Origin of the sequence: Streptomyces sp. NPDC021019, assembly GCF_044333295.1 — a bacterium.
Taxonomy (GTDB): Bacteria; Actinomycetota; Actinomycetes; order Streptomycetales; family Streptomycetaceae; genus Streptomyces.
The window spans coordinates 17,612-31,722 of the sequence record NZ_JBIRQR010000007.1 but is presented as its reverse complement, the minus strand read 5'-3'; the positions used below and the strand labels follow the sequence as shown (position 1 = coordinate 31,722).

The 14,111-nt window shown below is 74.7% G+C and carries 8 protein-coding genes; 7 read left to right on the top strand and 1 reads right to left on the bottom strand.

All coding sequences use genetic code 11. From position 1 onward, the window contains the following. Nucleotides 1–9: 9 nt before the first annotated feature. The 7 genes from ACH4RG_RS29275 to ACH4RG_RS29245 all read left to right on the top strand — a co-directional run bounded on the left by ACH4RG_RS29275 (nucleotide 10) and on the right by ACH4RG_RS29245 (nucleotide 13,453). Nucleotides 10–1,428: a HEAT repeat domain-containing protein gene (locus ACH4RG_RS29275; RefSeq protein ID WP_397923099.1), complete on the top strand. Its 1,419-nt coding sequence runs from the start codon at nucleotides 10–12 to the stop codon at nucleotides 1,426–1,428. A 98-nt stretch (nucleotides 1,429–1,526) separates the two neighbouring features. After that, a complete protein-coding gene (locus tag ACH4RG_RS29270; protein ID WP_398540495.1) occupies nucleotides 1,527–2,099 on the top strand; it encodes a DUF4240 domain-containing protein in 573 nt (190 codons plus the stop codon). A gap of 84 nt (nucleotides 2,100–2,183) precedes the next feature. Further along, nucleotides 2,184–5,852, top strand: a complete 3,669-nt coding sequence (locus ACH4RG_RS29265; RefSeq protein ID WP_398540494.1) for a hydantoinase B/oxoprolinase family protein — start codon at nucleotides 2,184–2,186, stop codon at nucleotides 5,850–5,852. A 70-nt stretch (nucleotides 5,853–5,922) separates the two neighbouring features. Beyond that, nucleotides 5,923–7,452 (top strand): hypothetical protein, encoded by a 1,530-nt coding sequence (locus tag ACH4RG_RS29260; protein WP_397931949.1) that lies wholly within the window; start codon nucleotides 5,923–5,925, stop codon nucleotides 7,450–7,452. Continuing rightward, entirely contained in the window at nucleotides 7,449–7,631 is a 183-nt protein-coding gene (locus ACH4RG_RS29255; RefSeq protein ID WP_397931951.1) for a hypothetical protein, read from the top strand. The genes ACH4RG_RS29260 and ACH4RG_RS29255 overlap by 4 nt, the downstream gene beginning before the upstream one ends. Next, nucleotides 7,628–8,572: a hypothetical protein gene (locus ACH4RG_RS29250; protein WP_397931954.1), complete on the top strand. Its 945-nt coding sequence runs from the start codon at nucleotides 7,628–7,630 to the stop codon at nucleotides 8,570–8,572. The genes ACH4RG_RS29255 and ACH4RG_RS29250 overlap by 4 nt, the downstream gene beginning before the upstream one ends. Before the next feature lie 108 nt (nucleotides 8,573–8,680). Next, entirely contained in the window at nucleotides 8,681–13,453 is a 4,773-nt protein-coding gene (locus tag ACH4RG_RS29245; RefSeq protein ID WP_398540493.1) for a hypothetical protein, read from the top strand. 195 nt (nucleotides 13,454–13,648) lie between these two features. Here ACH4RG_RS29245 and ACH4RG_RS29240 read toward each other — a convergent pair whose 3' ends face one another. Next, complete coding sequence (locus ACH4RG_RS29240) at nucleotides 13,649–14,002, bottom strand: hypothetical protein (RefSeq protein ID WP_361869570.1); 354 nt, start codon at nucleotides 14,000–14,002, stop codon at nucleotides 13,649–13,651. Nucleotides 14,003–14,111 lie beyond the last annotated feature (109 nt).

Below are 14,111 nucleotides of genomic sequence, written 5' to 3'. Positions count from 1 at the left end.
CTTTCTCCCATGTTCGATCCGTTCATAGCGCCGAGCGGCACCCTGCTCGGCCTGTTGCAGAGGGGCCGCGGTGACGGCACGCTCCACGCGCTCGCCGCACCGCGCCCCGAGGCCCTCGCGGCTCTCAACCACTGCGTCGTGAGCGACCCCCGTCACGACTGGCAGGTGGAGAACCGCTCCCTCTACTACGCGCGCCTCTACCTCGACCTCGACGGCGGTATCGAGGAGATCGAGCGACACCTCGCCGATCCCGACGACCACCTCGATACCGACGACTCCCGGACCGGCCTGGCGCTGTCCGTCCTCGGCCACCTCGCCTCCTACGGGCGCGACGACGCCCTGGCCCTGCTCCGCCGCTACGCGGCGACCGGTGCCAACTGGGCCTGGGCCCTGGACGAACTCGCCCTGCGCGACGACGACGCCGGCCTGCGCTCCCTCGCGCTGCCCGTCCTCGCCCGCTTCCCGGCCACCGACCAGGGATCGGCCGACCTCGCCGCCGCCGTACGGGACTCCTTCGAGCCGCGCCCCTGGCGGCTGTGGGCCGACGACCCGCGCGCGGCGGTCGGCGCCAGGGTCAGGGCCGCCGGCGAACAGGGCTCGTTCGACCGATGGCAACGCCAGATGCGCCCCGGGGGTCCCCGCCCCGGCTGGAGCGTCCAGGCCGTCTTCGACTGGGCCCAGCAGGCCCTGGAACGCGGCAGCGAACTGCACGTCCCCGCGGCCCGCTGTCTCTCCGCCGTCGCCGGACCCGACGACCTGCCCCTGATCGTCGAGGCTGCCCGCAGCGGCCCCGAAGGCGCCCGCTGCGCCGCCCTGCACTACCTCGCGGAGGCGGGCGACCCCGCCGTCCTCGACCTCATCGAGGCTGCCGCCGTCAGCCCCTCCCGCACCGTCGCCGACACGGCCATCGCCGCCTTCGAGCGGATGACCTGCGACGACGCCGTGGAACGGGCCCGGCGCTGGGCCCACCGCCCCGACGCCCTCGGGGCCTCGGCCGCCGGCGTGCTCGCCTGCCGAGGCACCGCCCAGGACGCTCCCCAAGTCCTCGGCGCGCTGCGGGAGGCCGTACGCGGCGACGGACCCGACGCCCCCCGGCTGTGGCCCCTGGTCGACGGAGCGGGCAGCCTCGGCATCGCCTGCGCCGCGCCCGTGCTGCGCCACGTCTACCGCGAGACGTCCTCCTCGCACCTGCGGGGCAGGGCCGCCCGCGCGCTGGCAGCCACCGACCCGTCCTTCGCGACCGGGTTCGCGGTGGAGTGCCTCTGGGACTGCGAGGAGACCACCCGCGAGGTGGCCGCCCTGCACGCCGAGACCGGAGACATCCGCGTCGCCGAACGCCTGCGCCGCCTCGCCGCCGACCCGGCCGAGGAGGCCGAGGTCCAGACGGCGGTACGGAGCCGGATCGGGCCGGACGCACCGGCCATCTGACCGCCGCGGGCCGGGAGCACGCGGAGGGCGCGGAGCCCGGGGTACGCGGCAGCCCAGGAGGAGGGTCACTGTCAGACCCTCCTCCTAGGCTTCTCCCCATGGACATCAACGAGTGGTGGGGGCTCGTCGAACGGGCTCGCGAAGCGGCCGGGGACCGGGCGGACGACCGGGACCCGCCCGACGACCCCCTGCCCGGGGCCCTGACCGACGTGCTCGCCTCCCTGGAGCCGGAGCGGATCGCCGCCTTCGCGGTCACCGCGGTGGACGTGACCCGGTCCGCCTACCGGTGGCCCCTGTGGAACGCGGCCTACCTCATCGAGGGCGGCTGCGGCGACGACGGCTTCATGGACTTCCGCGACGGGCTCGCCCTGCTCGGCCGGGAGACCTTCACCCGGGCGGTGGCCGACCCGGACGCGCTGGCCGGACTGCCGGTGGTGATCCGGATGAGCCGGGGAGAGTGCGGCTGGATCGGATACGAGTCCCTGAACGCCCCGATCGCCGAGGCCTACCACCGCCTCCGGGGCGAGACCGCCTCCCTCGACACCGCGGTCGAAGCGGCGCTGCGCGACCGCATACGCCCGGCGGACCCGGCGGGCGAGAGCTGGGACGCCGAGGACGCCGCCGCGAACCGCCGCCATCTGCCCCGGCTGGCGGCGCTCTTCCAGGACTGAACCCCTGCGGGCGCTTCCCCCTGCGAGATCCCCTGCGGGTGCTCAGCCCCTGCGAGCCCCGGGGTGCGGGCACAGAATGGCGCCATGACCGGACGCTGGGAGTTCTGGATCGACCGGGGCGGCACTTTCACCGATGTGGTCGGCCGCCGCCCCGACGGCCGCCTGATCACCCGCAAGCTCCTCTCCCACGACCCCGCCCGCTACGACGACGCGGCCGTCGCAGGTATCCGGCTGCTCCTCGGCCTGGACCCCGGCGACCCGGTGCCCGCCGACCGGGTCGCCGCCGTCCGGATGGGCACCACGGTCGCCACCAACGCCCTGCTGGAACGGCGGGGCGAGCCGACGGTCCTGCTGATCACCGAGGGCTTCCGGGACGCGCTGCGGATCGCGTACCAGAACCGGCCCCGCCTCTTCGACCGGCATATCGTCCTGCCCGAGTCCGTCCACGAACGCGTGATCGAGGTTCCCGAACGCCTCGACGCCCACGGCCGCACCGTACGCCCTCTCGAACTCGACCCCGTACGTGAACAGTTGCGCGCCGCCCACGCCGACGGTCTGCGCAGCGCCGCCGTCGTCCTGATGCACGGCTACCGCCACCCCGCCCACGAACGGGCCGTCGCCGAGGCGGCCCGTGAGGCGGGCTTCACCCAGGTCAGCAGCTCCCACGAGGTCAGCCCGCTGATCAGACTCGTCCCCCGGGGCGACACCACGGTCGTCGACGCCTACCTCTCACCCGTTCTGCGCCGGTACGTCGACGAGGTCGCCGCCCGCCTCGACGGGATCCGGCTGATGTTCCTCCAGTCCAACGGCGGCCTGCGCGAGGCCGCCCGGTTCCGCGGCAAGGACGCCGTCCTCTCCGGCCCGGCCGGGGGCGTCGTCGGCATGGTCCGCACGTCGCGGCAGGCCGGATACGACCGCGTCATCGGGTTCGACATGGGCGGCACCTCCACCGACGTCTCCCACTACGCCGGCGCGTTCGAACGGGAACTGGGCACCGAGGTCGCCGGGGTCCGGATGCGCGCCCCGATGATGAGCATCCACACCGTCGCGGCCGGTGGCGGTTCCGTCCTGCACTTCGACGGCAGCCGTTACCGCGTCGGCCCCGACTCGGCGGGCGCCGACCCCGGCCCCGCCTGCTACCGCCGGGGCGGCCCCCTCACCGTCACCGACGCCAACGTGATGCTCGGCCGCGTCCAGCCCGGCCACTTCCCGGCGGTCTTCGGCGAGGGCGGCGACCTCCCGCTCGACGCCGACCTGGTGCGGACGCGGTTCGCCACCCTCGCCGACGAGGTGGCGCGCGCCACCGGGCGACGGCCGGACGAGGCGGAAGTGGCGGCGGGCTTCCTGGAGATCGCCGTGCTCAACATGGCCAACGCCGTCAAGAAGATCTCCGTGCAGCGCGGCCACGACGTCACCCGCTACGCCCTGACCGGCTTCGGCGGCGCGGGCGGCCAGCACGTCTGCGCGGTCGCCGACGCCCTGGGCATCGGCACGGTCCTCGTCCCCCCGCTCGCCGGGGTGCTCTCCGCGTACGGCATCGGCCTGGCGGACGCCACCGCGATGCGCGAACAGTCGGTGGAGGAGGAGCTCGGCGAGGCCGCCCGGGAGCGCGTGGAGAGGCTCTGCGCGGAGCTGGCCGACCGTACCCGCGAAGCCCTGCGCGCCGACGGGACGCCGGACTCCGCGATCACCACACAGGCCCGCGTCCTGCTGCGGTACGCGGGGACGGACGCGGCGCTGCCGGTGGACCTGGACACGGAGACCACCATGGGCGAGGCGTTCGCCGCCGCCCACCGGGCCCGGTTCGGCTTCACGATGGACAGGCCCGTCGTCGTCGAGACGGTCACGGTGGAAGCCACCGGAGCCACCGGAGCCACCGGAGCCACCGGAGCCACCGGTGCGACCGGTGCGACCGGTGATGCCGCGCCCGCCACGGGCTCGGGTCCGCGCGACGGCCACCGCGACACCCCGCCGCGCCCGGCCGACACCGTGGACCTGTACGCCGAGGGGCGATGGCAGCGCGCCCCGCTGTACCGCCGGACGGACCTGCGCCCCGCCGACACCGTCGCCGGGCCCGCCGTCGTCGCCGAGGACGACGCCACCACCGTCGTCGACCCCGGCTGGTGCGCCGAAACGGCCCCCACCGGACATCTCGTCCTCGCGCGCCGCAGCCCCCGGCCCGAGCGCACCGCCGTCGGCACCCGGGTGGACCCGGTGATGCTGGAGGTCTTCAACAGCCTCTTCATGTCGATCGCCGAGCAGATGGGCGTCCGCCTGGAGAACACCGCCCACTCGGTCAACATCAAGGAACGCCTCGACTTCTCCTGCGCCCTGTTCGACGCCGAGGGCGACCTGATCGCCAACGCCCCGCACATCCCGGTGCACCTCGGCTCGATGGGCGAGTCGATCAAGGAGGTCCTGCGGCGCGACGAGGGGAGCCTGCGCCCCGGCGACGTGTACGCCGTCAACGACCCGTACCACGGCGGCACCCACCTGCCCGACGTCACCGTGGTGACCCCCGTGTTCGACGCGGGCGAAGCAGGAGAACCGGACCGCCTGCGCTTCCTGGTGGCCTCGCGCGGGCACCACGCCGAGATCGGCGGCATCACCCCCGGCTCCATGCCCGCCTTCAGCCGGACGATCCACGAGGAGGGGGTGCTCTTCGACAACTGGCCGCTCGTCCGCGACGGCCGACTGCGCGAGGACGAGACCCGCGACCTGCTCACCTCCGCCCCGTACCCCTCCCGCGACCCGGACACCAACCTCGCCGACCTGCGCGCCCAGGTCGCCGCCAACGAGAAGGGCATCGCCGAACTACGGCGCATGACCGACGAGTTCGGCGCCGACGTCGTCGCCGCCTACATGGGCCACGTCCAGGACAACGCCGAGGAGTCCGTACGCCGCATCGTCGCCGGACTGCACGACGGCCACTGCCGCTACGAGACCGACAGCGGGGCCCTGATCCAGGTACGGCTGACCGTGGACCGGGAGGCCCGCAGCGCCCACCTCGACTTCACCGGGACCTCGCCCCAGCAGCCCGGCAACGCCAACGCGCCCCGGTCCGTCGTCATGGCCGCCGTCCTCTACGTCTTCCGCACTCTCGTCGGGGAGGACATCCCGCTCAACAGCGGCTGCCTGAAACCCCTGGAGGTGACGATCCCGCCCGGGTCCATGCTCGACCCCGTCTACCCGGCGGCGACCGTCGCGGGCAACGTGGAGACCTCCCAGGCCGTCACCGGAGCCCTGTACGGAGCGATCGGCGGCCAGGCCGAGGGCTCCGGCACCATGAACAACCTCACCTTCGGCAACGACCACGTCCAGTACTACGAGACGATCGCCAGCGGATCCGGTGCGGGGGACGGCTTCGACGGAGCCGACGCCGTACAGACCCACATGACCAACTCCCGGCTCACCGACCCCGAGATCCTGGAGTGGCGGCTGCCCGCCCTGCTGGAGGGCTTCGCCGTCCGGGACGGCAGCGGGGGAGCGGGGCGGTGGCACGGCGGCGACGGCGTCGAGCGTCGTATCCGCTTCCTGGAACCGGTCACGGTCGCGCTGCTCTCCGGACACCGCCGCGTCCCGCCGTACGGAGCGGACGGCGGCGAGCCGGGGGCGCTCGGGGAGCAGCACATCGAGCGGGCGGACGGCGAGCTGGTCCCGCTGGAGGGCTGCGACACCGCCGAACTGGACGCCGGAGACGTGCTCGTGATGCGCACACCGGGCGGCGGAGGATACGGACCCGCACAGACCTGACCCCCGCCCGGAGCCGGTCGCATAAACGCCGTTTCGACCGTTGTCGGTGCGAGGACCTAATCTGTCCCACGTGACTTCGCCTGCCTACCCGGACGCCACCTCGCCGCAGCTCAGCGCGGGGCCTCGGCCTGCCCCGGGCCCCGCCGCCGACGAGGGGCTCTCGCGGCGGCTGCGCGCGCTCGCGTGCACGGCGCCGCTGCACGACCTCGACGTCCGCAAGGCGAATCTGGCCGGCGAGTACACGGTGTACGCCATGGCGGAGGTCGCCCTCGCCGCGATCGACCACGTCACGCTCAACATGGACTTCGACACCGGAGCCGACCACGACCAGATAGTGGCCAGACTGCTGCCCCGGGTCGGCGCCCAGGCCCCCGACCGTCCGGTCGCCGAGCACGAACGGGTCGCGCGCTGGGTCCTGGAGAACCTGATCAACGTCGGCAGCGTCGACCGCGGCTTCCGCGCGGTCTACGGCACCTTCGGCCCCGACGGCGTCTACGTACGCCGGGACTACGACTTCAAGCTCATCGAGGAGGTCCCGGGCTACGGCGGCGCGGTCTACCTCCGCGCCACCGACGAAGCGGTCAACGTCCTGGTCGGCGCGCTGGACACCGATGTCACCAGCGCCCAGATCGCCGCCGAGGTCAAGCTGGAGGTCCTCATCAGCCGGGGCCGCCTCGCCGACGCCCAGCTCGCCGCCGAACAGGCCCGCTACCGCACCGTGCAGTACGCCGAGACCCTGCGCCGGACCCTGGAGGCCACCCGGCGCAACGTCCGCGCCGTCGACTGGCTCCACACCGTCCCGGACATGATCGCCGAGGCCCTGGACCACGTGGCCGACCGCTACCGCCACGAGAACGCGATCCTCACCAACATCCGCAAGGCGCGCGACGAGGCCGAGGAGCCCGAGCACAAGCGCCGGGCCGCCGAGCTGGTCGACATCGTCAAGGACTGCATCCGCCGTCACACCCAGCTCCAGTCCCGGCTCCTGGAGGCGGGCCCCCTCTTCCGCGCGGAGCAGGACCGGCAGGCGTTCGCCCCGCCCGCCGCCCACGCGGGCCTCGACCTGTACGGGCAGTTGCTCGCCCCGCTCCTCCCCCTCCCCGTCGAACAGTCCACCCGTGCCACCGACGCCTTCTTCGCCCACGGCACCGGACTGCGCACCCCCACCTCCGTACGGGTCGGGGACCTGGTCGACCTGCTGCTCACCCCGCCGCTGGAGCGCGAGCACCTGGGCGCGGAGATGCCCGAGCCGGACCTCATCGCCACCCCCGACGACAGCCGGTTCAGCGAGGAGCAGCTCGCCCGCGCCACGACCCTGCTCGACCTGGAGCACGACGCCCCGCGCCGGCTCTCCGGACTGCTCGCCGAAGCCCGCGGCACCGGAGACACCGACCTGCCGTACCTGGTCGCCCTGCTCGCCGTCCACGCCGCCAGCCCGCCGGTCGGCACCGCCTACCGCCAGGGCGAACGACGCCTGCTGTTCGCCGTGGACGACGGGGCGCAGCTGGACGACCCGGAGTTCGGCGGCGCCGACCTGATCGTGGGTACCGCCCTGCTGGACGCCGTCGGCATGGCCGCCGACCGCAAGGAGGCCTCATGACCGGCCCGGCGGCCTCTGTGGTGAACAGCTCCGCGGCCTTCGCCAGGGCCGGCTCCGCGGCCTTCGCCAGGACCGGCACCGCGGCGTCCGTCGTGAACAGTCCCGCGCTCTGCGCCGTGACCGGGCCCGTCCTCCTTCCGCACCCGCACGATTTCCTTACCGAGGAGTCCAAGCCGTGAGCGACCACGACGCCGAGCACCCCGACGCGTGGACCGAGCCCTCCGCGTACGCCGGGCCCGCCACCCCGCACGCGGCCGACTCCGCGCACCAGGGCGCCGCCGAACCCGCCGGGCAGACGCCCGTCACCCCGGCCGACGCCGCCGACGCCGCCCGACTGGTCTCCTTCGGGCTCCAGCCCAAGCTGCTGCCCGCCCGCGACGCCGAATACGCCGACCTGCTGCGGCGCTACCGCGAGGAGAGCGCCTTCGCCCGGCTCGCCGACGCCGTCGCCACCGGCCTCGGCCTCATCGTCCTGGAGGTCTCCCCGCGCGCCGGGATGGCCGTGACCGCGGGTGAGGATTCCGTCTTCGCCGTCCGCATGGGCGACTACGCCCGCCGCGCATCGTCCGACGCCGCCGACCGCTTCCTGCACGGCCTCGCGCACCTCGCCGTCGCCGCCCTGGCCTTCCCCCGCCCCGAGGACCTCGCCGACGACGCGTACATCGGCCGCATCACGGTCAACGGCGTCGACGCCTTCGTTCGCCAGGCCTGCCGGCGGCTGGAGGAGCGCGCCGAGGAGCAGGGCGACAACACCGACCCGGCCAGCGACGCCCCCGGACTCGAAGCCGGCTGGCGGATCTACGCCCGCCGCAGCTCCACCGGCGCGACGAAGGACGCCCGTCGGCTCGCCGGATCCACCACCGGCATCATCGGCAAGGCCGTCGCCTTCCTCACCGACTCCGGCTTCCTCCAGCGCACCGGCGACGACGCGGGCGGCGCCTACCGCACCACCGCCCGCTATCAGCTCCAGGTCCGCGACCTGGCGGGCAGCGCCGCCATGGCCGAACTGCTGGAGCTCGGTGTCGTCCCCGTCACCGACGGTTCCGCCACCCTGCTGCCGCCGCCCGACCCCGACAGCACGGAGCTGGCCGCCGACGCGGGCCTGCCCTTCCACTCCTGACCTGACCTGACCTGACCTGACCTGAGCTGACCGGCCGTTCCCGAGAACGCCGCCCAGCCCGCACCTGCCGCTCCGCCCCCGCTCACCGAACGACGAGAGTCCGCCGCCATGTACGAGTTGTCCCGGGTCCGCCTCTACTCCATCGGGCCTGCCGGTGCGCGCTACGCCGACACCGTCCTCGACCTGCGCGGCGTCGGCGCACCCGTTCCCAGCCCCGCCCCCGCCCAGGCGGAGTTCTTCGAGGACGAGCCGGTCGGCCCGCCCCGCCGCCCCGCTCCCGCGGGCGTCCTCTTCCTGGAGAACGGCGGCGGCAAGTCCGTCCTGCTCAAGCTGATCTTCTCGGTGATGCTCCCCGGCCACCGCAACACCCTCGGCGGCGCCAGCTCCGGCGTGCTGCGGAAGTTCCTCCTCGCCGACGACTGCGGGCACGTCGCCCTGGAGTGGCAGCACACCCTCACCGGTGAGTGCGTCGTCGTCGGCAAGGTCAGCGAGTGGCGCGGCCGTCAGGTCTCCAACGACCCGCGCAAGTTCGCCGAGGCCTGGTATTCGTTCCGGCCCGGCCCCGGGCTCAGTCTGGACAGCCTGCCCGTCGCGGAGTCCTCCGCCGTGGGCCGCCCCGCCGAAGGCGTCTCCGGCGCACGCGGCAGGCGGCGCACCATGAAGGGCTTCCGCGACGCGCTGATGGACGCGGGCAAGTTCTACGCCCACCTCGACGTGCACTGGGAAGAGATCCACGACCGCTGGAACGAACACCTCGGAGACCTCGGCCTCGACCCCGAACTCTTCCGCTACCAGCGTGAGATGAACTCCGACGAGGGCGAGGCAGCCGGTCTCTTCGCGGTGAAGAAGGACTCCGACTTCACCGACCTCCTGCTCCGCGCCGTCACCGACACCCGCGACACCGACGGACTCGCCGACCTGGTCAGCGGCTTCGGCAACAAGCTGGGCCGCCGCGCCGAGCTGACAGCCGAACGCGACTTCACCGCAGGCTCCGTCGACCTCCTCAACCGGATCGTCGAGGCCACCGACGCCCGCGCCCGCGCCCGCGACATCCACGCCGGCGCGGAACGCCGCACCCGCACCCTGGCCCGCCGGCTGACCGCCCGCGCCGCCGAGGAGCGCGGCCGCACCGCCGAGCTGGCCGAACGGGTCACCGCCGCCGCCCACACCGTCACCGAGGCCGAGTCCACCCGGGGCAGCCGTTCCCTGATCGCCGCCGAACTCGCCTACCGGCACGCCTCGCTGGCCTTGGCCGCCGCCGAGAAGAGCGCCGCCGCCGGCCGCAAGGAGCTGGTCGAGGCCCGCACCCTGCACGCCGCCTGGCAGGCCGCCGAAGCCGTCCTGCGCCATCGGGCTGCCGCCGACCGCTCCGCCAGGGTCGCCGCCGCCATCCGCGAAGCCGAACGCGACGCCGCCCCCGCCCTCGCCGCCCGCTCCGCCGCCGCCACCGACCTCGTCCGCGCCCTGCACCGGGCCGCCGAGGAGGGCGAGCGCGTCGCCAACGAGGAGGAGGAGCGCTCCGACACCCTCCAGGCCACCGGCGAACGCGCCCACCGCGACGCCACCGTCGCCGCCACCGAGGCCCAGCGCGCCCGCAGCGAGGCCGGACACCTGCGCCAGCGCCTCGCCGAAGTGGGCCAGGAGACCGCCGAAGCCGTCAAGGCGGGCTGGCTCGACGACACCGCGCCCGACGCCGACCCGGCCCGCGCTGCCCTCGCCGCCAGCGACGCCGAACAGTCCGCCGTAACCGCCTGGGACACCGCCCGCGAAGCCGCGCGCGCCGCCGCCGACACCGCCCGCGAGGCGGCCGTCGCCGAGAGCCGCGCCGACCTGGCCGCCGCCCGCGCCGCCGACGGGGCCAGGGCGGCCGAGCAGAGTTACGAGGACGAGCTCCGCGCCGCCGAATCCATCGCCGCCGACCCTCGCCTGGGCGACCTGCTGGGCCTTCCGTCCGGCGCCAGCGTCCCGCAGCCCCGCAGGGAGGCCGCCGACGAACCGTCCGGACCGGACCGGGGATCCGGGACACGTCCCGGTCCGGGGGCCGACGACGGCACGGCCACCTCCGCCGAACCGGCCGCCGATCGCGCGGTGGCCCTCGCCGACCAGCCCGCCGCCCCCCAGCAGCCGCTGACCGCCGAGGAGTTCGACCGCAGCGCCGACGAGCTGCGCGACCTCCTCGACCAGTCCGTCGCCGCCGCCGAGCGCCGCCTCTTCGACCTGCGCACCGCCGCCGCCGACGACGCCCGCATCCTCGGTGCCCTCGGTGAGGGCGGACTGCTGCCGCCCGGCCCGGACGTCCTCGCCACCGTCGAGTATCTGGGCGAGCACGGCATCCCCGCCCTGCCCGGCTGGCGCTACCTCGCGCAGGCCGTCGACCCGGCCGACCACGCCGCCGTCCTCGCCGCCCGCCCGGAGCTCGTCGACGGCGTCGTCATCACCGACCCCGACGCCCACACCCGCGCCCGCGAGGTCCTCGGCGGCGCGGCCCTGCTGCCCCGCTCCGCCGTCGCCGTCGGCACCGCCGCCGCCCTCCTAGCCCCTGTTCCGGCCGCCGGCACCGGCTCCGACGCGCAGAGCGACGGCGTCTTCCTCGTCCCGCCGAACCCGGCCATGCACGACGAGCACGCCGCCGACGAGGAGCGCCACGCGCTGCGCAGCCGCACCGCCGCCCGCGACGAGGACATCAGGAGGCTCGCCGCCCGTCTCTCCGGGGACCGCGCCCTCGCCGCCCGCATCGGCTCCTGGCGCGCCGACTGCCCGCCCGGCATGCTCACGGAACTGGCCGAGGCCGCCGCCACCGCCCGTACGGCGGCCGAGAGCGCCGAGGCCGTCCTCGCCGAGGCCCGCACCGCCCGCGCTGAGGCCGACGAGGCCGCCGCCGACACCGCCCGGGTCCGCGACGAGCGCCAGGAAGCCGCCCAGCGGGCCCGCCGCGCCGCCGACGCCCTGGCCGGACTCGCCCACCGGCTGCGGGAGCGCGCCGGCTGGCAGGTCCGGCTGCGCGAACTGGTCGACGAGGCCGCCGAGTCCGAGGCCCGTGCCGCCGTCTGCCTCGACCTCGCCCGCTCCGCCGACGAGGACCGCAGGGCCGCCCAGCGCGCCGGGGACGACGCGCGCCGCACCGCACGCGCCCTGCGGGCCGAGCGCGCCGAGATCGCCGGCGTCCCCGAGGTCCTCCCCGAGGAGGACGAGTCGAAGGCCCGCACCGCCCTGCCCACCCTGCGCGAGGCCTACCGCGCCGCTTCCCAGCTCTACGAGAAGGTCGGCGTCGGCGCCGACCTCCGCGCCGAACAGGCCCGCGCCGAGAGCGACGAGAGCGCCGCCCTCGCCGAGCTGGACCGCCTCACCAACAAGGTCCGCACCCGCGCCGCCCAGCTCCTGGAGGGCACCGACGGAGCCGACGGCCCCTCCCGCCAGGCCGCCGCCGCCCGCGCCGAAGCGCACGTCCAGCTCCTGGAGACCCGCGCCTCCACCGCCAGCGAGCACCTGGGAAGGCTGCGCGGCGAGGCCGAACGGCTCGCCCCCGACGACGAGCGGCAGCACCACACCGAACTGCCGGACCACCTCGTCCCGGCCGACGCCGAAGGGGCCCAGGCCCTCCTGCGTACTGCCAACGGCGAACTGGCCGAAGCCACCGCCACCCTGGACACCGCCCGCGCCGCCCACAGCGAGCTGCTGCACGCCCACCGCACCGCCGAGGACTCCGCCGGCGGCTTCGACGAGACCGCGGCCCTGCTGCGGGACCTCCTGCGCGACCACGGCACGGAGGACGGCACCGAGCACCCCGACCCCTACGCCGGCACCCTGGAGGAGGCCCGGCAGTCCGCGGCCGAGTCCCGCCGCTCCCTGCGTGGCTGCAACACCGACCTCTCGGCGGCCGAGAGCGCCGTCCGGGAAGCGAGCGACGTCCTCGTCCGGCACGCCAACTCCACCCGGTACGAACAGGTCCGCACCCCGGCCCGCCAGCAGATCCGCGAGCTGCCCGCCTCCGCCCTGCCCGAGCACGCCCAGAAGTGGGCCGACGCCTTCGCCCCCCGGCTCCGCGTCCTCACCGACGAACTGATCCAGCTGGAACGCAACCGCGACTCGATCGTCGACCGGCTGCGCGGCCTGGTCGACTCCGCGCTCACCACCCTGCGCTCCGCCCAGCGGCTCTCCCAGCTTCCCGAAGGGCTGGGGGAGTGGTCGGGGCAGGAGTTCCTCCGGATCCGCTTCGAGGAACCCGACCAGGCCACCCTCACCGAACGCCTCGGCGAGGTCGTCGACGAGGCCACCCGCGCCGCCCTCAAGAAGAACTCCGACCTGCGCCGGGACGGCATGTCCCTGCTGCTCAGGGGTGTCGAGGCGGCGCTGCGGCCCAAGGGCATCGCGGTGGAGATCCTCAAGCCGGACGCCGTGCTGCGCGCCGAGCGCGTCCCCGTCGGGCAGATGGGCGACGTCTTCTCCGGCGGGCAGTTGCTCACCGCCGCCATCGCCCTCTACTGCACGATGGCGGCGCTGCGCAGCAACGACCGGGGTCGCGACCGCCACCGGCACGCGGGCACCCTGTTCCTCGACAATCCGATCGGCCGCGCCAACGCCACGTACCTGCTGGAGCTCCAGCGGGCGGTGTCGGACGCGCTGGGCGTGCAACTGCTCTACACCACCGGCCTGTTCGACACGACGGCGCTCGCCGAGTTCCCCCTCGTCATCCGGCTGCGCAACGACGCGGACCTGAGGGCGGGGCTCAAGTACATCAGCGTGGAGGAACATCTGCGTCCCGGTCTGCCGCAGCAGGACCCGGACGGAGAGACGGTCCACGGCGAGATCACGGCAACCCGCATGTTCAGGAGGAACGAGCAGGCGGCCGCCGAAACCCCGGCACCACGGCCCGGTGCCTGACCACGGATCACGACCTCCGCCGGTCGGGCGGAGCCGCCCGGCGGAAGTGGCCGAACCGCGGAGAGGTCCCCTCAGCGATGGCGGTCCGCGATCAGTTCCGCGGGTTGGGCCTGCGGATCAGTTCCGCGGGTCGGGCCTGCGGATCAAGTCCGCGGGCCAGACCTGCGGAACAAGTGCGCGGATCAGTTCCGCGGGTCAGGCACGGGAGAGGTCTCCGGTCTTCCGGCGGCCGTCTATGCCACCACCTGTGCCGTCCCGCTCGGCGGCTCGCTCGGCCCGGCGGGACCGCCGCCGCTCACGACGTATCTGCCGGGCCGAACTGCTCGGCACCGACACCACGCCGTTGCGCTGGTTCCACACCTGCCGGGTCACCCAGACGTCGAGCACCGACCAGGTGGCGACCACCGTGCTGGCCACACTGCTGAGCACCATCGGGAAGGCCAGCCAGGAGCCGGTCAAGGTGCTCAGAAAAGCGACCATCGCCTGGATGATCGTCAGCGACATGATGAGCACGGCGCGCACGGCGGCCGTCCGCACCGCGTCGGGCATCCGCCGCTTCGACGCCGGCTCCTCCACCCACAACTGCCGCGGTACCCGTGCCCCGTCCGCGGCTTCCGTATCCGCGGCCGCCGGTGCTCCGGCGCTCCCGCGTTCCTGC

Bases quoted from the DNA above. Each gene is read 5' to 3' on its own strand.
- ACH4RG_RS29275 (WP_397923099.1), top strand. From the start codon at position 10: ATGTTCGATCCGTTCATAGCGCCGAGCGGCACCCTGCTCGGCCTGTTG.
- ACH4RG_RS29270 (WP_398540495.1), top strand. From the start codon at position 1,527: ATGGACATCAACGAGTGGTGGGGGCTCGTCGAACGGGCTCGCGAAGCG.
- ACH4RG_RS29265 (WP_398540494.1), top strand. From the start codon at position 2,184: ATGACCGGACGCTGGGAGTTCTGGATCGACCGGGGCGGCACTTTCACC.
- ACH4RG_RS29255 (WP_397931951.1), top strand. From the start codon at position 7,449: ATGACCGGCCCGGCGGCCTCTGTGGTGAACAGCTCCGCGGCCTTCGCC.
- ACH4RG_RS29245 (WP_398540493.1), top strand. From the start codon at position 8,681: ATGTACGAGTTGTCCCGGGTCCGCCTCTACTCCATCGGGCCTGCCGGT.
- ACH4RG_RS29240 (WP_361869570.1), bottom strand. From the start codon at position 14,002: ATGCCCGACGCGGTGCGGACGGCCGCCGTGCGCGCCGTGCTCATCATG.